The organism is Bacteroides sp. Marseille-P3684 (assembly GCF_900291465.1).
GTDB lineage: Bacteria > Bacteroidota > Bacteroidia > Bacteroidales > Bacteroidaceae > Phocaeicola_A.
On record NZ_LT985808.1, the window covers coordinates 1,767,741 to 1,787,497 of the forward strand.

Consider the following 19,757-nt stretch of genomic DNA (forward strand, 5'->3'; position numbering starts at 1 on the left):
GTGCATAGTGCTAGTTTATTAGATGGTTTATGATGGAATAATTTCTCTCCACTCAAATCTTCAATGTGTCATGACAACCTTATAACAATTGAGTGGAGGAATATGGGTAGTGAAGTTTCAAATTTTTCCGATACAATCAGCCGCAGATGGCGTAGCTTTCCGAATCTTCTTCAGTAGGTTGGAGAAGGGGGCTACGTCGTCTGCGGCTGGAAAATGGAACGAAGGTGGTTGGTACGCTTCTTTCAGGGAAGATGTGTTCCCCGTAAGTCTAGTCGGTCAACGGATAGATGGGGTCGGAGTAGTGGTCACTACCCCGCACACTCATGGAGGCAAGGAAGCGGACCGCTTTCACTTGGCCGGTACCTGTGATAACCCGGGACGGGTCGGCAATGGGACGTCCACCGTTCATGTCCTTTGAGGCGCTGTAGAAATAGAGCTTGTAGGTATTGCCCGTCTGTGTGCCTACGATAAGGTCGTCGAAGTTGAACGAGGTGTCATAGCCGTACACCTCCGAGAGGTAGAAGTACTGGTTGGTCAGGTAGGTGATGTCCTCTCCGGCAGGAATGCCCGGGAGCGGGAACTCGCGTTCGTCGTTGCTCACCCAGCTGTAAGCGTAGAGCTTGTTGTCCTCTGAAATGGAATAGATGTAGGTGGCAGTCCGGCGGTTGATGGCGACAATCTTGTCACGGGCGATGTGAAGCGACGGGTCGAGCTTGATGATTTGCTTGATTTGTACACCGGTGAAGGTGAAGCCTCCGTCAAGCAGGAGCAGATAGCGGTCGCCTGTCGAAGGCTGCTCGCAGAGGAAATAGGCTACGACAGTCGGAGAATAGGCGTCGCCCGTAATGTTGGCACCTGCCGAGATGCATTCCAGATCGTCGGGATAGGTGCTTCCGTCAGCGGAAGTCACCAGAGAAGACGGCTGGAAGTTGAAGTTGACGTCGCGCAGGGCATGCTCGCTGTTGCTCCAGTATACCATCTCCTGGCCATAGCTGGTGGGGATGATGAACTTGCTCGCTCCGTGCTCGTCGGCAGGGAACCCGAGACGTCCGCTGTTGTAGTTCGTCCCCGAGAAGACGGTGGCGGCGGTGCGGATGCCTGTGTTCGAGAAGTAGACTGTGTGGTTGGGAGCACGGAAGATGATGTACGGCTCCTCGTTATCCATGTTGCCGGCATAGAAGAGGGTTTCGTTGTTGAAGACTTCCGTCAGCGATTCACTCTCGAAACCTTTGTACTCGTTCTCTTCCGTGAAGATGTGGACAAGGTTGCCGCGTGCCGTCCGGTTCAGTTCAGGATTGATAAACTCCCCGGTGTAGACCAGCGACAGGTTGCGTGGAGCACCGTTCATGGGGGCGCCGAGTTTCTTGGCAAGGATGTCTTCGCTCAGGATGCCTTCATTCCAGAGGTCGATGTCCGTATTGCCGTCGGCTGTCTCCTTGAGGATATAGAATCCTTTGGAGAAGGCGGTCGAGACGCTGAGATTCATCGTCGCTGTCTTGGAGAAGTCATTGGTCAGCGAGGTTACCTCGAAAACCAGGTGGTAGAGCCCCGAGGGCAGATTGACTTCGTAGTTCAGGTCTTTGGTTGTGGCAATCCGGTCTTTGCGGAAGCCGTTCTCCTGTTCCGGCGTGTTGTCGGCGTAGATGTACCAGGCATATTCCAGCTGATCCTCGGGATAATCGGTCGTAATGGTCGGCTGCACGTTCACGAAGTTTTGCGAGTAGGACACCACCGACTGGTCGGCGAGTCCGGCAATCTCGATGTCGCTCACATAGTTGGAGCCCAAGGTCGAATCATCGTCGTAGCATGACGAGAGGCAGCAGACGATTCCGACCAGGAGGTATTGGATGATTGTTCGTTTCATAGGTGTTGCATTTTAGAATCTGATTTCACTTCCGTCAGCTTCCCGGTAGATGTCGAGTCCGGCTTCCTGACGTTTGACATTCTCTTCTTCCAGTTTCTGTTGGAAGAATTCCTTGAGGTAGCTGAGGTAGCCACTGTCTCCATTCAGCAGGCTGCGGATGTAGCTTTCGTCCCACACTTCTCCTGTCCAGTCAATCATCAGCTGGTGTTTCACCGGTCCATAGGTGCCGAAGTACTGTTGTGACCAGTTGCCCGGTTCAAGCAGACGGTCGGTGATGTGCAGAGTACGTTCAGTCAGTCCGGTGTAGCCGGGTTTGAAGTATTCGTTTTCGGCGAAGCGGAAGACGAGGGTGACGTCGTGTTCCTCCAGCGAAGCGTCGCGCAGCACGATGACAGGCACCTGTGTGCGGTTCTGGTTGGCTGGAACGAAGCAGAGGCGAGTGAAGTCCGGGTCATCAAATGACACATAGTGTACGCCGGGGATAGCATCGTCCTCACCCGTGCTGACCTGTTCCAGACGGACGGGGCGGTTCTGGTCGGAGAGGAAGCCCATGGTGGACACGTCAAACCACAGGGTGTCGGTCGTGATGCGTTCAGTCGAGCCGGTACCGGCGGTGATGAATGAGTAGGATGCAGTACGTTCGGCTTCCGTGACGCGGTCACTGGTCATGACCTCGCCGGTATAGTCGAGGTAGACGAAGTTCAGCCGACAATCCGTCGAGCTGTAGGGCTCCAAGTCCCGTTCGCAGGCTGTGAAAGCTGCCAGGAGGGAGCAGTAGGCAAGAGTTCGTATGAGTGTTTTCATCATCTTCGTAGTGTTTTAGTTGTTGGGGTTGTATTCGGTTCGCGGCAGGGGAAGGATGTAGCCGTCCTCGGTCATGGGTTCGTTGTCCCACAGCATCTGCGCGGTGTTGAGACGCTTGTAGGTGTAGAACATCTGACCTTCGGCGAAGAATTCCCGGCGGTATTCGTTGAGGAGGAACTCCGCACGGTCGTCGAGGGAGGCAAAGCCCGGCGTGTCGGGATCTTCATGGGCGAGCATATAGGTGCTGAAGAGGGAATTGGCTTCCTCCAGTGAGGTTGTGCCCTCCATGGCGATGAGGTAGATTTCCGACATGCGGAGCATGGGGATGTAGGCATACTTCAGCGAGGCGTTCTCCACCACGTTCACATCCCAGTAGTACTTGGTTGTTGTGACCCGTCTGTCACCATAGGTGTCCCGGAGGTTTGAGTTCCACCAGTAGCGGTAGCGGTTGTGGGCATTGGTATTGACCCCTGTATACAGGGCGTCGAGCCGGTCGGGAGTGATGGTCAGGTGGTTCCGTGAGTCATACTGTATGTTGAGGTTGCCGCCGATAAGGTAGGTTTCCGAGTAGGTCATGACGTTGTACTTGCTCAGTCCGAAGAGACACTCCGAGGGGCAGAGTTTGTAGCCGTTGGTGAAGTCGTCGGCGTTACTCAGGCTGATGACCGGGTTGCCGTTGAGGCGGGCGGAGATGATTTCCATGGCGACATCGTGTGCCTGTGACTTTTCGCCGGTGTAGAGCAACATGCGTGCTTCGAGTGCCCGCACAGCCCAGTAGTTCATTCGGAACTGACGGTAGAGCATGAACTCGTCGACCGGAGCCGTCGAGCCGCTGTTCAGGCTCGCGAAGGAGTATTGGAACACCGGGTCCTTGTCGATGAGCAGTGACTTGGCCATTTCGATGTCAGCCTTCAGCTTGGCAACGTAGCCTTCGAAGTCATAGTAGGGAGGTACGTCGTTGATGGATGTGGTTTCGGAGTAGGGCAGTGATACCTTCCGGCTTCCACCCGGCACCTCGCCAAAGAGTCGCAGAACGTCGAGCTGGCAGTAGGCACGGATGGCATAAGCCTCACCCTCAATGACAGAGCGGATGTCCGGATTGGGGATGACTTCGCCCCGTTCCTCTACGTTCTTGATAATCATGTTTGCTTGTGCCACGGTGTTGAACAGGGCGGCATAAACCGATTGGATGGCCGATTCGGCAGTTGACTGAGTGTAGTCATGGTGCTGGAAGAACCACTCTGCCAAGCGGTTGGTTTCTGTTTGTTCTTTGGGGAGGTCCCACAGGCAGGCGAGTGCCTCGCTGTAGGTGATGCTCAGCTGTTCGCCGTAGATGTTGCGGTCAGCCATGGTCATGTAGCAGCCGATGAGGGCATCATAGAACCCTTGTGCCGTGGAGAACTGTTCTTCGTCCTTTTGTTCGGTGTTGGCACGGATGTCCAGCCAGTCGTTGCATGAAGAGGCTCCGAACGCCGTCAGCAGAAGAATCAGGATGTATATCTTTCTCATAGTGCTTTCTGTTTAGAGTGATTGGTTAGAATAAGAATTTGACGCTTCCCTGGATGTTACGGGCATAGGGGTATCCCGTACCGCGCTCCATCTTGATGGTCGACCAGTGGAAGAGGTCGGACATGTTGACGGCGAAGGTAATGCTCTGTACACCGGTGTTGCGGCGTACCCAGTCACTGTCCCACCGGTATTGGAGGCTGACCGACTGGAGCTCGAGTACATTGTCTGACATGACAAAGCGTGAGGTGGCGTCGGTAGCGTCGTTGCTGAATCCTTTAAAGAAGGTGTTGTCACCCGGTTTCAGCCAGCGGTTGGTGAGCACGCGGCGATCGGCGTTTGAGGAACGCAGGTTGTTGATAGGCACCTCCACGCGGCTGAGCAGGGTCGAGTTGTAGCTCTTGCCGCCCCAGTAGGCGCGGAAGGAGACATTCAGTGTGAACCCTTTCCACATGAACATCGTGCCGAAGATGCTGTTGTATAGCGGTTCAGAGGAGCCCAGGAATACCTTGTCACCGGGATTCCATACGTCGGTGATGTTGCCGTCCTTGTCAAGGTAAATCTCCTGTCCCGTACTGGGGTCGATGCCCAGGGAGCGTACGGCATAGATGGCGTTTTGCGGACGTCCTTCGTAGAAGAGCTTTGCCACGTCGTAGTCCTCGTTCTGGAGCATCTGTTCGTTCTGTCTCTTGATGGCATCCGACAGGCGGGAAATCCAGTTCTTGTCATAGACCAGCTGTCCGGTGAGCAACCAGTTGATTTCGCGTTTCGGGTCGCGGATGAGGTAGGTGCTCAATGACAGTTCCCAGCCGCGGTTCTTCACTTCACCCACATTGGCCATGTAGGAGGGGAAACCCATGGACAAGGGGATGTTCATGTCCGAGAGGAGGTTTGTGGTGTGCTTGGTGTAGAAGTTGAACTCACCTTTCACGCGTCCTTGCCACAAGCCGAACTCTGTGCCGATATTGAACTCCTTGGTCGTCTGCCAGGTCAGGTTCGGGTTACCCCATTCGCTCAGTACGGCTCCCACCCAGTTGAGATACTTGTTGTTGTTCTGGTAGCGGTAGATGGTTGATGCACCCGATCCGGAGCCTTCCTGTGAGCCAGTGGAGCCGTAGGACATCTTCAGGCGCATGATGTTCAAGACCGGATTGCCGGCAAGGAAGTCTTCGTGGTGCATGTTCCAGCCTACACCGGTACTCCAGAAGGGGGCATACTTCTTGTCGGCGCCGAAGGTGGAGCTTCCGTCGATGCGGTAGGACAGGTCGAGGTAGTAGCGCTGGTCATACGTATAGTTGACGTTGGCTGTGAAGCCGATCATGCGTCGGCGAGTCTGTGCCTCGGTCGGGACAGCGTCCAGTGCAAACTGACGTCCGTTGCCGATGGAGGCCATGTTCTCGTTGGAGAAGCCTTCCATGTAGAAGAAATACTTGTCCGACTCCGATTCGTTGATGGAGTAGTCGAGTCCGGCATAGAGGGAATGTTTGTCGGCAAACACGTGGTTGTATGAGAGGTTGAGGCTTCCGTTGTAGTTGTACGACTTTCCGGTGCCGTACTCATAGGAGCCACGACGGAGGAAGCCTTCATCACTGCTGTAGATGGAAGATGTAATCGGGTCGACGGTGAAGTAGGAGTCTTTCGGCGAGAGGAACGTGTCGTTGTGGTTGTTGTTGGTGGTGATGCCCACCTGTCCGCGCAAGGTCAGTCCTTTCAGGATGTTCCACTCGATGGCGAAGTTGTTGGTCAGCTCTTCGTAGCCGCTCTTCTCGAACGATTTCAACATGGCATCATAGAGCGGGTTGAACTCTCCTCCCGTTTTCGAGCCGTAGAAAGCGTCGAAGAATTGTACCACCTCGCCGTTCTCGTCATACGGATTGTTATACGGTTGTTGGGCAACGTAGTCACTGAATGTGCCATAGTTGCTTTCCGTCGAACGGGTCACGCCGTACGAGGTGTAGTTCTTGAAGATAAGGTTCTTCACGGTATACATCAGTGTGATGGAACCGTTGAACGTGCGGCGGGCAGAGTTCTTCATGGCACCTTCGACGTCCTTGTATCCTGCCGTGGCGCTCCAGCGGAACTCTTCGCTTCCACCCTCCAGACGGAGGTTATAGTGTTGTCCCACGCCGGTGCGTATCGGTTTGCTGAGCCAGTCCGTGCTTTGTCCGGTGAGCACCTTGCGTAACCGTTCGTTGTAGACAGCCTGGTAGCGGATATCGGTAGAGGGAACCTCCGAGCTATAGAGTCCCAGGTAGTTCTCCAGGTAGAGTTTCTCTGAGGCATTCAGCATGTCGTAGGATGTCAGGTCGGGAGCTTCGATGTCGATGCCGACTTCGGCATTTACCTTCAGCTTTCCGGCTTCCGGCTGTTTGGTGACGACGACGATGACTCCGTTCGAACCTCTTGAACCATAGATGGCTGTAGCAGATGCATCTTTCAGGATGTTGATGGACTCGATTTCCTCGTCGTTGTAGTCCATGAGTTTCTCCAGGGAGATTTCAAAGCCGTCGAGGATAATCAGCGGACGGTTGATGTCGTTGGATGCTGTCTTGTTGAACTCCTCCACGCTCATGGGCAGGGATGAGTTGCCGCGGATGTTGATTTGCGGCAGGTTGTTGGGGTTACTTCCGGCAATATTGTTGACGGCGAAGTTGATGGAGGCATCGATGTTTTTCAGTGTCTGGAGCAGGTTCTGACCCTTATACATGTCGAGCTGCTCGGAGGTGATGGTCGACACGGCACCCGTATAGCTCTCCTTGGCTTTCTTGAAGATACCGGTCACCACGACGTCGTCCAGGGTCTGTGCATCGTTTTCCAGTGTGATGGTCATGTTGGGGGTGGCTGCTACCGTCAGTGTCTTCATGCCGATGTAGGACACTACCAGCTGTGCTCCGTCCGGGACATTGTTGAGGCTGAAGTTGCCGTCAATGTCTGTGGCAACACCGAGCTCTGTCCCATCCACACGGATGGAGGCTCCGATGACGGGCAGTCCGTCTTCTTTGGACACGACGGTTCCCTTCACACGGCGTCCTGTCTGTTGTTTGGCGTCAGCAGTTGCCTGTTTGATGATGATTTCCTTTCCCGATATTTCATACGTGAGGCTGGTCCCTCGCAGACACTTGTCCAGAATTTCCCGGATGCTCTTGTCTTTCTCATTGAGGGTAATGTTCCTGACTGCCTGGATGTCGTTGGAGCCATACATGAAGGTGAATCCCGTCTTCTTCTGAATTTCCCAAATGACTTGTTCCAGGGTCGCTTTCTGCAGGTTGAGCGTGATGCGTTGGTCACTTTGTGCCAACACCGTAAAGCTAAAAAAACAACATCCGGCCGTGATGAAGCAGCGCTTCAGACTTTTGGAAAGCAGTCTGTTGGTGGCATGACTACTCCGTCCGCCCGGCTTTTCTCTCAGATCTTCTCTCATTGTGCTAGTGCTTAAAGGGTTATAACTATACTGTGTGTACTCTCTTTTATGCTTCGTAAGCATTCTTTTATATAGTTATAACAATCCAGTGAGAGAAACGGGGTAGTCTTGTCTCTTGACTTTTATGCCTTTGTTTCCGGACCGGCCGGTTGTCTAGTTGTTCGTGCCTTCCGTGAGAATCAGGACGAAGCCTCCACGCGGCAGGCAGTCGATGTGCAGGACGTTGTCCGGGGAAACCGGTGTGGACGGTTCGATGTGGAAATGGCGGCCGTCGGCTTCATCGGTGATGAGGCAGGCAGTGCCGCTTCCGCCAAGGGACAGACGCTGCAGGGAGAACTTCAGTGTAGCAGCCGTGTCCTTTCCATTGATACCGGCGATGTACCACACCTTCCCCTTCCGCCGGGCTATCACCACATGGTCGCCCGGAGTGCCTGCCAGCAGACGGGTGTCATCCCAGACCGTAGGCAGGGTGGACAGCAGGCGACGTACCGTTTCGGGCAATTCCCGATAGACGGAAGGACGGTCGGGCATGTGCTGCATGCCTGATTCGAAGAGCAGGGGGAGGGCAAGCTCGTGGGCATGGGTCGTGATGTGCGGATGTTGTGAGTCAGAGAAGGTGCCCGGCGTATAGTCCATCGGACCGATGACGTTGCGTGTGAAGGGCAGGGTAGCGTTGTGGCAGGCGGCACGGTCTGTCAGGACAGCGTTGTTGTTGTACCACTCGGCACCGTAGACGGCTTCCTGGGTCAGCAGGTGCGGATAGGTGCGCTGCCAGCCTTTGGGCAGGATACCTCCGTGGAAGTTCACGGTGAGGTGATGGCGGGCTGCATCTTCCAGCAGGTCGATGTAGTAGTTGATGACGGAGAGACTGTCGTCGGGGAAGAAGTCAATTTTCACGCCTTTGAACCCTTCCTTCTCCAGCCAGGCGAACTCCTGTTCGCGTTTGTTCCTGTCGTTGAGCCGGTAGAACGGACCCGGTGCCCCGTGGCTGACCCAGTTTGTGCTGGAGTTGTACCAGAGCAGGGGCTTGACCCCTTTGCCGTGTGCATAGTCGGCAACGGTTTCGATGGTGCCTCCGTTGCCCATGGAGTCCCATTCGGCGTCAATCAGTGTGTAGGGCCATCCCATGTCGGCTGCCAGGTCGACATACTCCTTCAGCAGGGCGCAGTCGCGCGAGCCGTGGTTGTGCGCCCAGTAAATCCAGGAAGCCACTCCCGGTTCGACCCACGAAGTGTCGTCCAGGCGGCAGGGGTCGGCCACATCGGTCACCAGGGTCGATTCCACTACGGTGGCTGCCGTGCCTATGATGGCAATGCGCCAGGGAGAGAGCCAGCCGTTGGTCAGCGGAAGGCTCCGGTCGACGAGGCGGATGCGGTAGTTGTCGCTCCGGAGGCTGTTGTCCAGGTAGGAGCCGCAGTGCGAGCGGTTCAGTCCGGATTCCGTCAGCAGGGCATACACGCCGTCGGTCGGTTCGCAGAGAGAAGGATAGCCCCATGCTCCTGCAGGTTGTCCGTCGGTGTTGAGGGGGAAGAAATCTTCGTTGCCCACCAGGTGACGGGGCATCCAGCGCGGACGTCCTTCCGGGATGTCGTAAGCCGTACGTTCACCGGTCAGGTGTTCGCCCTCCTCACCGTCCAGGGCATAGCGGAAGGCAACACCGTCGTTATATACCCGCAGGATGACAGAGAGTACTTGCCCGTCGGCATTTTCCAGACGGAAGGTGCGCTCATTGGCGCGGTTGGTGCAATGGAGGCGTTTGCCGGAGAGCAGGGTGTAGTCGTCGGTGTGAAGGGTTGCTTCGGAGGCGGAACGGGGCGTGAGTCCCTTTTCCCACGCACGCCGGTCGGTTTGCAGTCCGAGGTTGATGTGACGGAACACCTCTTTATCCTGATAGTTCACGGAGAATCCCGTGGGACCGTCTGCCGGACAGGACAAGGTGACGCGGATGGATTGGTCGGGAGACAGGGTCTCGGTGTCAGTTGCCCGGAGGGGCAGGGAAGTCAGGAAGGCAAGCCCCAGGAGGCAGGCCGTTTGAAACAGATGTGTCATGGTATGTGATAATTGTTTTTAGTTCTTCAACGTTTGCGTGCTCAGTTGTGCTTCTTTTCCGGTTCCGGGAAGACGGGCACCAGCTTCATCAGTCGCATGATTTTCCGCTGACGTCTGTACAGGTAGCTCGACGGATGTCCCGAGTCGAAGCGCAGGGGGTTGGGCAGAGAGGCGGCGATGAGGGCACACTGGCTGCGCGACAGCCGGTCGGGCGTGGTGTTGAAGTGATGTTTTGCCACTGCTTCCGCTCCGTAGATGCCGTCGCCCATCTCGATGGAGTTCAGATAGACCTCCATGATGCGCTCCTTGGACCAGAAAAGCTCGATGAGCACGGTGAAATAGGCTTCGAAGCCTTTGCGTACCCACGACGAGCGTTCCCACAGGAAGACATTCTTTGCCGTTTGCTGGCTGATGGTGCTGGCACCGCGACGCCGTTTCCCCTCCCTCCGTTCGTCGATGGCCTGCTGGATGGCATCGAAGTCGAACCCGTGATGCTCGGCAAAACGGTTGTCTTCCGACGCGATGACTGCCATGGGAAGGTGACGGGATATGTCCTCCAGAGGCACCCACCGGTGGTAGAGCCGGGGACTCTCTCCGTCGAAGAGGTGTCCGATGCAACGGGTCACCATGAGCGGGGTGACATAGACCGGGATGAAACGATAGAGAATCACTGCTCCAATGCTGGAGACGAAGAAGAGCAGCACGAGCCGCATACACCACCTTTTGAGCTTTTTCATTGTCGAAACGGATATTTTGGGCGCAAAGTTCGTAAATAGTTGCAATGTAAGAACGGCGTAAGGCATAAAAAGTCTTACCTTTGCTTCGGATTTTGTCACAAGCTGACATATCCTCCGCAGAACATGAACGGGGACAGCGTCCCTTCCGGACCTTTTCCCCATCGAACACAAACGTTTAAAATCACTTAGAACTATGGCAGCAAAACCTTCCATTCCCAAAGGAACCAGAGATTTCTCGCCGCTCGAAATGGCGAAGCGTAACTATATATTCAATACCATCCGTGAAGTATTCCATCATTTCGGTTTCCAGCAGATTGAGACTCCCGCCATGGAGAACCTCTCGACCCTGATGGGCAAGTATGGCGACGAGGGCGACAAGCTCCTCTTCAAGATACAGAATTCGGGCGACTATTTCTCAGGACTGACTGACGAGGAACTGTTGTCGCGCAACGCTGCCAAGCTTGCCTCCAAATTCTGTGAGAAAGGCTTGCGCTATGACCTGACCGTGCCTTTTGCACGCTATGTGGTGATGCACCGCGAGGAAATCACGTTCCCTTTCAAGCGTTACCAGATTCAGCCGGTGTGGCGTGCCGACCGTCCGCAGAAAGGTCGTTACCGGGAGTTCTATCAGTGTGATGCCGACGTGGTGGGCAGCGACTCTCTGCTCAACGAGGTGGAACTGGTGCAGATGATTGATGCCGTGTTCACCGCTTTCGGGGTACGTGTCTCCATCAAAATCAACAACCGCAAGATTCTGGCAGGTATAGCCGAAATCATCGGTGAGGCAGACAAGATTGTCGACATCACCGTGGCCATCGACAAACTCGACAAGATTGGCCTGGAGAACGTCAACGCCGAGCTCGCTTCGAAGGGCATTCCGCAGGAAGCCATCGACAAGCTGCAACCCATCATCCTGCTCAGCGGAAGCAATGCCGAAAAGCTGGAGACGCTGAAGGAGGTACTTGCCGGCAGCGAGACCGGCATGAAGGGTGTGGAGGAAAGCGAATTCATCCTGAGCACCGTGGCAGGGCTGGACATCCGCAACGAGGTGGAGCTTGACCTGACACTGGCACGTGGCTTGAACTACTACACGGGTGCCATCTTCGAGGTGAAGGCGCTCGATGTCCAGATTGGCAGCATCAGCGGAGGCGGACGTTATGACAACCTGACGGGCGTGTTCGGCATGCCCGGTGTTTCGGGCGTAGGTATCTCCTTTGGTGCCGACCGCATCTTCGATGTGCTCAATCAGCTGGACCTTTACCCCAAGGATGCCGTCAACGGGACCCGTCTTCTCTTTGTCAACTTCGGACAAGCCGAAGCCGCCTACTGTCTGCCTGTCCTGGCAAAGGTGCGTGCAGCGGGCGTCCGTGCGGAAATCTATCCTGACAGTGCGAAGATGAAGAAGCAGATGAGCTATGCCAACGCCAAGAACATCCCCTTTGTGGCAATTGCCGGAGAGACGGAGATGAACGAGGGCAAGTTTACGCTGAAGAACATGTTGACCGGTGAACAGCATGCCGTGACAGCGGATGAACTGCTGGCAATGATGAAGGAGGATGCACGATGAACGAGGCATTCATGCGGAAGGCCATCGAGCTTTCCATCGAGAACGTGAAGAACGGCGGAGGTCCGTTCGGGGCAGTCATTGTGCGTGGCGACGAGATTATTGCCACGGGTGTGAACCGGGTGACCGACAACAATGACCCGACGGCACATGCCGAGGTCAGTGCCATCCGTGCCGCTTGCGAGAAGCTGGGCACCTTCAACCTCGAAGGATGTGAAATCTATACTTCGTGCGAACCGTGTCCCATGTGTCTGGGTGCCATCTATTGGGCACACCTGGACCGGATGTACTATGGCAACAACAAGCATGATGCGGCTGCCATCGGTTTCGATGACTCGTTCATCTATGAAGAGATAGCCCTCACGCCGGACAAACGTCGGCTGGTGTCACAGGAGTTGCTTCGCGATGAGGCACAGCAGGCATTCCGCGACTGGATGGACAAGACCGACAAGGTGGAATATTGAGACTGTCCGTCCGCTGACACCGGACGGTAAGCCGAATTGATACACGAAGGCATGGAGAAACGCTGTCTGCCTCTTGGCAGACTGTCTCTCCGTGCCTTCGTACTGTTTTCGTATCCGTTCCCTGTTACTTCCTTCCGGATGCTTACCGCAATCCGTGCTCCTTCTTGTACTTCTTGATTTCCCGTTTGCTCATTTCCTGCGTGATGATGTCCAACGGATGTTCGCAAGGGAACGACACTCCGCCCTTGATGACCTCCACTTTCCCGAATCCGTAAAGATACGGGTTGATGAGGCGGTAGGCACGATGGTAAACCAGGTCCTTGATGTTATCCTCTTCCGTGGCTGGCAGCCATCCATACAGGCTCACATGCAGTCGCGAACCACTCCTGTAATTGGTTCCCCCTGCAAGTCCGATGGGTTGTCCCGGCAGGACCGTTTCTCCCGGTTGGACAAATATGCCGTCATTCTGAAGCAGGCTGTAAGTCATGAATGTATTGTCTTCGTGGTAGATGCGGACGTAGTTTTCCGTGTCGTTGTAAATCACGCCTTTCCCCTTGGATGCCTTGTGGTTGACTACGTCCGTCACGACTCCCTTCCGCATGGCATAGATGGTATCCCCCTCTTCCGTGTGGAAAGAAAGTCCCGCTTTCTCCTTCTCTTCAACCTTCCGGTCGATGAATCCCTTGAGTGTTACGCCCCGTTGTACCACCACCGTTTTACCCGGACGCACTGGTGGCAGGTAGACGAACGCCGTGTCAGGCTTCTCCGTGAAATCCCCTTTGCGCCATGAATAGTTGTAGCGGAAGCCATAGTTGTTGCTTCCTTGCCGGGGTGTCAGTCTGAAGAGGGTCTTGCTGCCGCTGTTCAGCACGTAAGGTCGTCCGGAAGGGAGGTAACCGGTGAATCCTTGCAGGTCGGTGAAGCGGACGAATACGGACACGGGTATGTTCAGATTGTTCTCTCCAATGAATTCATAGACTCCTTTTTCCTTTTTTTCATAGCGGACGTTCACCTGTGCTCCGAGTGGCAGGGCTAACAGGAGGCAGTATGCGCAGAGGGCAAGTCGGTTGCATTTCATGGTTCTTTTAGATTTTAGGTTCTCAAAGGTATCTGTTTGTTTCATTTTGGACAAATGATTGTCAGTTTTTTTCTTGGATGCTTTTCAGTATCCGTAACGCTTGCAGGATTTTCAAAAAGACAGGAATCTTTCTCTTTTGCTTGACGGAAGTGCGGAAAGAGGTCTTTTCAGCTGACGCGTCCTTTTCAAGAATCCGATAATCTGGAGATGAAACGTGAATGATTGCAAACGAAACGCCTGAAAAAAGCCTCTGATTTTAGAAAACTATACATTTCATTTTCGAAAAACAGACAAAACGTGCCCGGAACAATATTGTTTCGCGAGCCAAACAATATAGTTTGACGCGTCAAACAATATAGTTTCATGTCCCAAACACGATTGTTTCGTGCCCGGAAGTCAAATCTTTGGAAAATGAAACGCAAAAACACCGGGTTTCATTCTCCAGAAGGAGTGCGGTGTCAATAAATCGGAAGCTTTCATAAAGCGCGGTTCAGGAAGTGGAAAGCATCCGTCAGGAAAGGTTCTGTGCTGGGATACTTCCTGCATGACAGCCTCTAGGTCGAATGGATGGCAATGTGTATTTTGCGAATCGCCTGAGAAGGGCCTCGGAATCCACCGAATCGTATTTTGGTGCGAGGAAGGGGCGTGTAGAGCGGTTCATTTGACACTTTGACAGAATCGGGGGTATGACAGGCTCCGTCCGTCTGTCGAAGCCTACTATATAATAAGGTATAAAGGGAAAAGCCTGAACGCTGTCAAGATGTCACTCCTGTCAGTCGCAGCTGTCAATATGGAGCCCTCAATCACCTTTGGCACACTTTTCGTTGAAAGAATAGTACCGACCCGGAAAAGAGGGGCGGCAGAGATAACCGATTAAATAATAAAATTCTAAAAATATAGGAACTATGAACGTAAAACCGTTAGCAGACAGAGTGCTGATCCTTCCGGCACCCGCAGAAGAAAAGACCATTGGTGGAATCATTATCCCCGACACCGCTAAAGAGAAACCTTTGCAGGGTAAAGTCGTAGCCGTTGGTAATGGAACCAAAGACGAAGAGATGGTAGTCAAGGTGGGTGATGAAGTTCTTTATGGAAAGTATTCCGGTACGGAACTCGAATTCGAAGGAACCAAATACCTCATCATGCGTCAGAGTGACGTGCTTGCCATCCTCGGATAAGCAGAGGCACTCCCCCGTTATTACTTCTTAGAAACATCGAACAACAAGAACCATTAAAAAAACATTCAGAACACTATGGCAAAAGATATTTTATTCAATATAGATGCTCGCGACCAACTCAAGAAAGGAGTTGATGAATTGGCTAACGCCGTGAAGGTAACCCTTGGTCCGAAGGGACGTAACGTCATCATCGAAAAGAAATTCGGTGCTCCCCACATCACGAAGGACGGTGTAACCGTAGCTAAGGAAGTGGAGTTGGCTGACCCGTTCCAGAACACCGGTGCCCAGCTCGTGAAGTCGGTTGCTTCGAAGACCGGCGATGATGCAGGTGACGGTACGACAACTGCTACCGTGCTTGCACAGGCTATCGTCGGTGTCGGCTTGAAGAACGTGACTGCCGGTGCCAACCCGATGGACTTGAAACGTGGTATTGACAAGGCTGTTGCCAAAGTTGTTGAGTCTATCAAGAACCAGGCTGAGATGGTGGGTGACAACTACGACAAGATCGAGCAGGTTGCTACCGTTTCTGCAAACAACGATCCGGTCATCGGTAAGCTGATTGCCGATGCCATGCGCAAGGTTTCCAAGGACGGTGTCATCACCATCGAGGAGGCGAAGGGTACCGACACGACCATCGGTGTCGTTGAAGGTATGCAGTTCGACCGCGGTTACCTGTCTTCTTACTTCGTGACCGACACGGAGAAGATGGAGTGCGTGATGGAACGTCCGTACATCTTGATTTACGACAAGAAGATTTCCAACCTGAAAGACTTCCTCCCCATCCTCGAGCCGGCTGTACAAAGCGGACGTCCGTTGCTGGTCATCGCCGAAGATGTGGACAGCGAGGCTTTGACGACATTGGTTGTCAACCGTCTGCGTTCCAACCTGAAGATTTGTGCCGTGAAGGCTCCGGGCTTCGGTGACCGTCGCAAGGAGATGCTGGAAGACATCGCTGTCTTGACCGGTGGTGTTGTCATCAGCGAAGAAAAGGGCTTGAAACTGGAGCAGGCTACCATCGAGATGCTGGGTACCGCCGACAAGGTGACCGTGACCAAGGACAACACAACCATTGTCAACGGTGCCGGTGCCAAGGAGAACATCCAGGAGCGTATCAACCAGATCAAGGCTCAAATCAAGACCACTACGTCCGACTATGACAAGGAGAAACTGCAGGAGCGTCTGGGCAAATTGTCCGGTGGCGTGGCTGTGCTCTACGTCGGTGCCGCTTCGGAAGTGGAAATGAAGGAGAAGAAAGACCGTGTGGACGACGCCTTGTGTGCAACCCGTGCAGCCATCGAGGAAGGTATCGTTCCGGGTGGTGGTGTAGCCTACATCCGTGCCATCAACGCCTTGGAAGGCATGAAGGGTGAGAACGCCGACGAGACTACCGGTATCGAAATCATCAAGCGTGCCATCGAGGAGCCTTTGCGTCAGATTGTAGCCAACGCCGGTAAGGAAGGTGCAGTGGTTGTACAGAAAGTACGTGAAGGTGAAGGCGACTTCGGTTACAACGCACGTACCGATGTATATGAGCACCTGCATGCAGCCGGTGTGGTAGACCCTGCCAAGGTAACCCGTGTGGCACTGGAGAATGCAGCTTCCATCGCAGGCATGTTCCTGACTACGGAATGTGTCATTGTCGAGAAGAAAGAAGACAAGCCTGAAATGCCGATGAACCCGGGTATGGGTGGCATGGGCGGAATGATGTAATCTTCCCCTCAAGATATAGATAACCACATAAAAGAAAAGAGTGTGCGTCTGAGCAATTCGGACGTACACTCTTTTTTTAGTACGCTCGGCATGAGTGTTGTCTAACGGGTGCAAGTCCCGAGTAAGCCCTAATAGCGGGAATTACATAGCCCCAGGCAAGGGTGTTCATCGCGAGGTGAAATCTGAAGGAAGCCGTCGGCAAACATCTGGCCTAACGAACAGAAACTTCATACAAGGCATATGACCGTGGGTAAGATTGCTAAACAAATCGAAGCCCTATAGCTATTCGGAACGGTCGGTGTAGATGAAGTAGGTATAAGATGGAAAGACAACGCCCTTATCCGAGGAGGTCTCACGGACACTTCGAATAGTTTTTTTTTTTTACGAAAGAAGTGGAGTAAAGCTTGTCGTGAGAAGTCAGCAGACGCCATAGTAGTGCAGCTGTCGATAGAGTTGCATGAAGGGCAGAACCTAACAATTAAACGATAGTAATTGAAACATACCATATGAAGGACAGAATGCAGAAAACATTATCACGTTTTAATGGCTGCCCTCAAAGGAATAGGTCGGAAACCGAAAGATATGGGGGAGTGCAGACCTTTATGTGGATGTGTGAAGACAACATCGTGGAAGTACCATTCGACAAGGAACACCTTTTCGAGCAAATTCTCAGTCCGTCAAATCTCAACAGAGCCTACAAAACAGTGGTGAGAAACAAGGGATGTGGTGGTATCGACAAGATGTCGTGCGAGCAATTGCTCCCATGGCTCCTGACCAATAGGGAAATGCTCCTTAGTTCCTTGATGGACGGCTCTTACCGTCCGAACCCGGTAAGAAGGGTAGAAATCCCCAAAGACAATGGCAAGATGCGCCTTTTAGGTATCCCCACCGTGATAGACCGATTGGTGCAACAAGCCATAAACCAAGTGTTGACTCCCATCTATGAGAACCAATTCTCCAAGACAAGCTACGGCTTCCGTCCGAGAAGAGGATGCCATGACGCACTACGTGAAGCGCAGAGGATAATCAATGAAGGCTACGTATATGTTGTAGACCTTGACCTTGAACTCTTCTTCGACACGGTGTGCCACAGCAAGCTCATAGAAATCCTCAGCCGTACCATAAAAGACGGCAGAGTGGTCAGTCTTATACATAAGTATCTCCGTAGCGGTGTAATGAATAAAGGCTTGTTTGAAGCGAGCGAGGAAGGAACTCCCCAAGGAGGTCCGCTAAGTCCCTTGTTGAGCAACATTATGCTCAATGAACTGGACAAAGAGCTGGAACTCAGAGGCCTCCCTTTTGTGCGCTATGCGGATGACTCGATGATATTCTGCAGGTCCCGAAGGGCAGCAATGCGAGTGAAGGAGAGCATAACCCGATTTATAGAGAACAATCTATATCTCAAAGTCAACCAGGAGAAGACCGTAGTGTCGTATGTGCGCGGAGTGAAATATCTCGGCTATTCCTTTAATGTAATGAAAGGTAAATGCCAACTTACGGTACACCCGACATCCAAAGCCAAGATGAAGTCAAGACTAAAAGAACTGACAAGTCGCAGCAATGGATGGGGATATTCCAAGAGAAAGCAAAAGCTCAAAGAATACATAAGAGGATGGGTCGGCTATTATCATCTTGCCAATATGAAACGTCTTCTACTTACCACTGACGAATGGTTAAGGCGTAGAATACGTATGTGTATATGGAAAGCATGGAAGAAAGTCAAGACAAAAGTGGCAAACCTCATTAGATGCGGTATCGATAAGTACAAGGCATATGAATGGGGTAATACTCGCAAGGGCTGCTGGCGCATAGCAGACAGCCACATAATGCACAGGGCAATCACAAATGAGAACTTGCGCAAAGCAGGGTATGCTACTTTAATGGGTGAATATCTCGAATGGTACCCAAAATAGGAACCGCCGTATGCGGAACCGCATGTACGGTGGTGTGAGAGGACGGAAAACGAAAGTAGGAAGAAAACTACGTCGTTTTCCTCCTACTCGATTGTGGCTGGTGAATCGGATACGTGTCGGGGAGGGGAGGTTAGTCATCCTCCACCCAGAGGAGGTCGCTCATGATGCCGTCGGAGACAAAGATGCCCTGTCGTGTCAGGTGCAGGCGGTCGCCGTCGATGGCGAGGGTTCCTTGTTGCAGGTGCGGACGGGCATTGTTCAGGCAGAAGTCATGAAGCTCCTTGCCAAACTCTGCCAGCAGGGTGGAGAGGGAGAGTCCTCTGGCGGTGCGGATGGCTGTGATGATGCGGTCGTTGTAGCGGGTATGCAGGTCGAGTGTCTCCACTTCGCAAGGCAGTTTGCCGGCTTGGATGTCTTTGATGTACCGGTCGAGTGACGCAACGTTCCATTGGCGGCTTTCCCCGTTGTAGGAATGGGCGGCAGCCCCGCAACCCAGGTACCTGGTCCCGTCCCAGTAGGAAGAGTTGTGACGGGAGTGCATGCAGGGAAGGGCAAAGTTGGATATTTCATAATGCTCGAACCCTGCATCCCGGAGCCGGTCGATGAGCATGCTGAAGAAGGTGAGGCTACTGTCCTCGTCGACTTCTTCCACCCGATGCCGGCGGCGCAGTTCCCACAGCTCCGTGCCTTCCTCGTAGATAAGGTGATAGGCGGAGATATGCTGCACCTGCAGACTGATGGCCTGTTGCAAATCGTCCGCCCAACTGTCACGGCTCTCTCCGGGCAGTCCGTACATCAGGTCGATGCTGATGTTCCCGAATCCTGCCTCCTGGCAGCGATGCACTGCCTCCACTGCCTGGCTTGCCGTGTGCCGTCTGTGCAGCAACCGCAACGTTTCGTCGTTGAATGTCTGGATGCCGATGCTGATCCGGTTGAACGGCAGACGGCGGAGCATGGCGACATAGTCGGGTGTAAGGTCGTCGGGGTTTGCCTCCAGTGTGATTTCAGCATCCGGACGGAGCCGGTAGTTGTTGCCGATGGTTTCGAATACCCGTTGGAAATGCCGTTCCTCCAGCTGTGAGGGAGTTCCTCCTCCGAAATAGACGGTTGCCACGGACGGTTCGCCCGTATAGTCCCGTCGCATTTCCAGTTCCCGGCAAAGTGCCTCGATGTATTCATCCTTGCGCTGTTCCATCGTGGTGGAATAGAAGTCGCAGTAGATGCAGCGCCGCTTGCAAAACGGAATGTGTAGATAGATGCCTGCCATAAATGGTTCGATGATTAGCTTCAGGCGGCAAAGTTAGCGAAAATCACTCCCGGAAGAAGCAATGGGAAAGCCGTTTTTGTTGTCCCATTTTCAGCCGGATAAGCTGTAAATATGTTTTAAAACATAGTTTAGTAACACTCCGATATAATTGGCGTTCCCGATAATAATCTCTATTTTGCGTCCATTAAAAAGAAAGAAGAGT

At 53.4% G+C, this 19,757-nt stretch carries 13 protein-coding genes; 5 read left to right on the top strand and 8 right to left on the bottom strand.

Annotation, left to right across the window (positions count from 1 at the left end):
* Positions 1 to 268: 268 nt before the first annotated feature.
* The 6 genes from C8275_RS06765 to mtgA form a co-directional block, all read right to left on the bottom strand.
* Complete coding sequence (locus C8275_RS06765; protein WP_106484578.1) at positions 269 to 1,864, bottom strand: PKD-like family lipoprotein; 1,596 nt, start codon at positions 1,862 to 1,864, stop codon at positions 269 to 271.
* 12 nt (positions 1,865 to 1,876) lie between these two features.
* Positions 1,877 to 2,671, bottom strand: coding sequence for a DUF4843 domain-containing protein (locus C8275_RS06770; RefSeq protein WP_106484579.1), 795 nt, complete (start codon positions 2,669 to 2,671; stop codon positions 1,877 to 1,879).
* Positions 2,672 to 2,683: 12 nt separating this feature from the next.
* Positions 2,684 to 4,177: a RagB/SusD family nutrient uptake outer membrane protein gene (locus C8275_RS06775; protein WP_106484580.1), complete on the bottom strand. Its 1,494-nt coding sequence runs from the start codon at positions 4,175 to 4,177 to the stop codon at positions 2,684 to 2,686.
* A 25-nt stretch (positions 4,178 to 4,202) separates the two neighbouring features.
* The gene (locus C8275_RS06780; protein WP_199881889.1) at positions 4,203 to 7,595 is read right to left on the bottom strand and encodes a SusC/RagA family TonB-linked outer membrane protein; all 3,393 of its coding nucleotides are present in this window, start codon (positions 7,593 to 7,595) and stop codon (positions 4,203 to 4,205) included.
* Positions 7,596 to 7,748: 153 nt separating this feature from the next.
* Positions 7,749 to 9,644, bottom strand: a complete 1,896-nt coding sequence (locus C8275_RS06785; protein ID WP_106484582.1) for a glycoside hydrolase family 97 protein — start codon at positions 9,642 to 9,644, stop codon at positions 7,749 to 7,751.
* A gap of 41 nt (positions 9,645 to 9,685) precedes the next feature.
* Positions 9,686 to 10,381, bottom strand: a complete 696-nt coding sequence (gene mtgA / locus C8275_RS06790; RefSeq protein ID WP_106484583.1) for a monofunctional biosynthetic peptidoglycan transglycosylase — start codon at positions 10,379 to 10,381, stop codon at positions 9,686 to 9,688.
* Between the two features lie 193 nt (positions 10,382 to 10,574).
* Between mtgA and hisS the strand changes: the two genes are divergently transcribed.
* Entirely contained in the window at positions 10,575 to 11,948 is a 1,374-nt protein-coding gene (gene hisS, locus C8275_RS06795; protein ID WP_106484584.1) for a histidine--tRNA ligase, read from the top strand.
* 11 nt (positions 11,949 to 11,959) lie between these two features.
* The gene (locus C8275_RS06800; protein ID WP_289551416.1) at positions 11,960 to 12,409 is read left to right on the top strand and encodes a nucleoside deaminase; all 450 of its coding nucleotides are present in this window, start codon (positions 11,960 to 11,962) and stop codon (positions 12,407 to 12,409) included.
* A 142-nt stretch (positions 12,410 to 12,551) separates the two neighbouring features.
* Here C8275_RS06800 and C8275_RS06805 read toward each other — a convergent pair whose 3' ends face one another.
* A complete protein-coding gene (locus C8275_RS06805; protein WP_157948203.1) occupies positions 12,552 to 13,487 on the bottom strand; it encodes a M23 family metallopeptidase in 936 nt (311 codons plus the stop codon).
* Positions 13,488 to 14,392: 905 nt separating this feature from the next.
* On the opposite strand from C8275_RS06805, the gene C8275_RS06810 reads away from it, so the two are divergent.
* The 3 genes from C8275_RS06810 (at position 14,393) to ltrA (ending at position 18,288) form a co-directional block, all read left to right on the top strand.
* Positions 14,393 to 14,665, top strand: a complete 273-nt coding sequence (locus C8275_RS06810) for a co-chaperone GroES (protein ID WP_022385164.1) — start codon at positions 14,393 to 14,395, stop codon at positions 14,663 to 14,665.
* Positions 14,666 to 14,740: 75 nt separating this feature from the next.
* Positions 14,741 to 16,375: a chaperonin GroEL gene (gene groL / locus C8275_RS06815; RefSeq protein WP_022385163.1), complete on the top strand. Its 1,635-nt coding sequence runs from the start codon at positions 14,741 to 14,743 to the stop codon at positions 16,373 to 16,375.
* A gap of 506 nt (positions 16,376 to 16,881) precedes the next feature.
* Positions 16,882 to 18,288, top strand: a complete 1,407-nt coding sequence (gene ltrA, locus C8275_RS06820) for a group II intron reverse transcriptase/maturase (protein WP_106484112.1) — start codon at positions 16,882 to 16,884, stop codon at positions 18,286 to 18,288.
* 130 nt (positions 18,289 to 18,418) lie between these two features.
* On the opposite strand, the gene hemW is transcribed toward ltrA, so the two are convergent.
* On the bottom strand, positions 18,419 to 19,555 hold the full coding sequence (gene hemW / locus C8275_RS06825) for a radical SAM family heme chaperone HemW (RefSeq protein WP_106484586.1): 1,137 nt from the start codon (positions 19,553 to 19,555) through the stop codon (positions 18,419 to 18,421).
* Between the last annotated feature and the right edge of the window lie 202 nt (positions 19,556 to 19,757).

Excerpts from the sequence above, each read along its gene's own strand:
- C8275_RS06765 (WP_106484578.1), bottom strand. The coding sequence starts at position 1,864 with ATGAAACGAACAATCATCCAATACCTCCTGGTCGGAATCGTCTGCTGC.
- C8275_RS06770 (WP_106484579.1), bottom strand. The coding sequence starts at position 2,671 with ATGATGAAAACACTCATACGAACTCTTGCCTACTGCTCCCTCCTGGCA.
- C8275_RS06775 (WP_106484580.1), bottom strand. The coding sequence starts at position 4,177 with ATGAGAAAGATATACATCCTGATTCTTCTGCTGACGGCGTTCGGAGCC.
- C8275_RS06780 (WP_199881889.1), bottom strand. The coding sequence starts at position 7,595 with ATGAGAGAAGATCTGAGAGAAAAGCCGGGCGGACGGAGTAGTCATGCC.
- C8275_RS06785 (WP_106484582.1), bottom strand. The coding sequence starts at position 9,644 with ATGACACATCTGTTTCAAACGGCCTGCCTCCTGGGGCTTGCCTTCCTG.
- mtgA (WP_106484583.1), bottom strand. The coding sequence starts at position 10,381 with ATGAAAAAGCTCAAAAGGTGGTGTATGCGGCTCGTGCTGCTCTTCTTC.
- hisS (WP_106484584.1), top strand. The coding sequence starts at position 10,575 with ATGGCAGCAAAACCTTCCATTCCCAAAGGAACCAGAGATTTCTCGCCG.
- C8275_RS06800 (WP_289551416.1), top strand. The coding sequence starts at position 11,960 with ATGCGGAAGGCCATCGAGCTTTCCATCGAGAACGTGAAGAACGGCGGA.
- C8275_RS06805 (WP_157948203.1), bottom strand. The coding sequence starts at position 13,487 with ATGAAATGCAACCGACTTGCCCTCTGCGCATACTGCCTCCTGTTAGCC.
- C8275_RS06810 (WP_022385164.1), top strand. The coding sequence starts at position 14,393 with ATGAACGTAAAACCGTTAGCAGACAGAGTGCTGATCCTTCCGGCACCC.
- groL (WP_022385163.1), top strand. The coding sequence starts at position 14,741 with ATGGCAAAAGATATTTTATTCAATATAGATGCTCGCGACCAACTCAAG.
- ltrA (WP_106484112.1), top strand. The coding sequence starts at position 16,882 with ATGAAGGACAGAATGCAGAAAACATTATCACGTTTTAATGGCTGCCCT.
- hemW (WP_106484586.1), bottom strand. The coding sequence starts at position 19,555 with ATGGCAGGCATCTATCTACACATTCCGTTTTGCAAGCGGCGCTGCATC.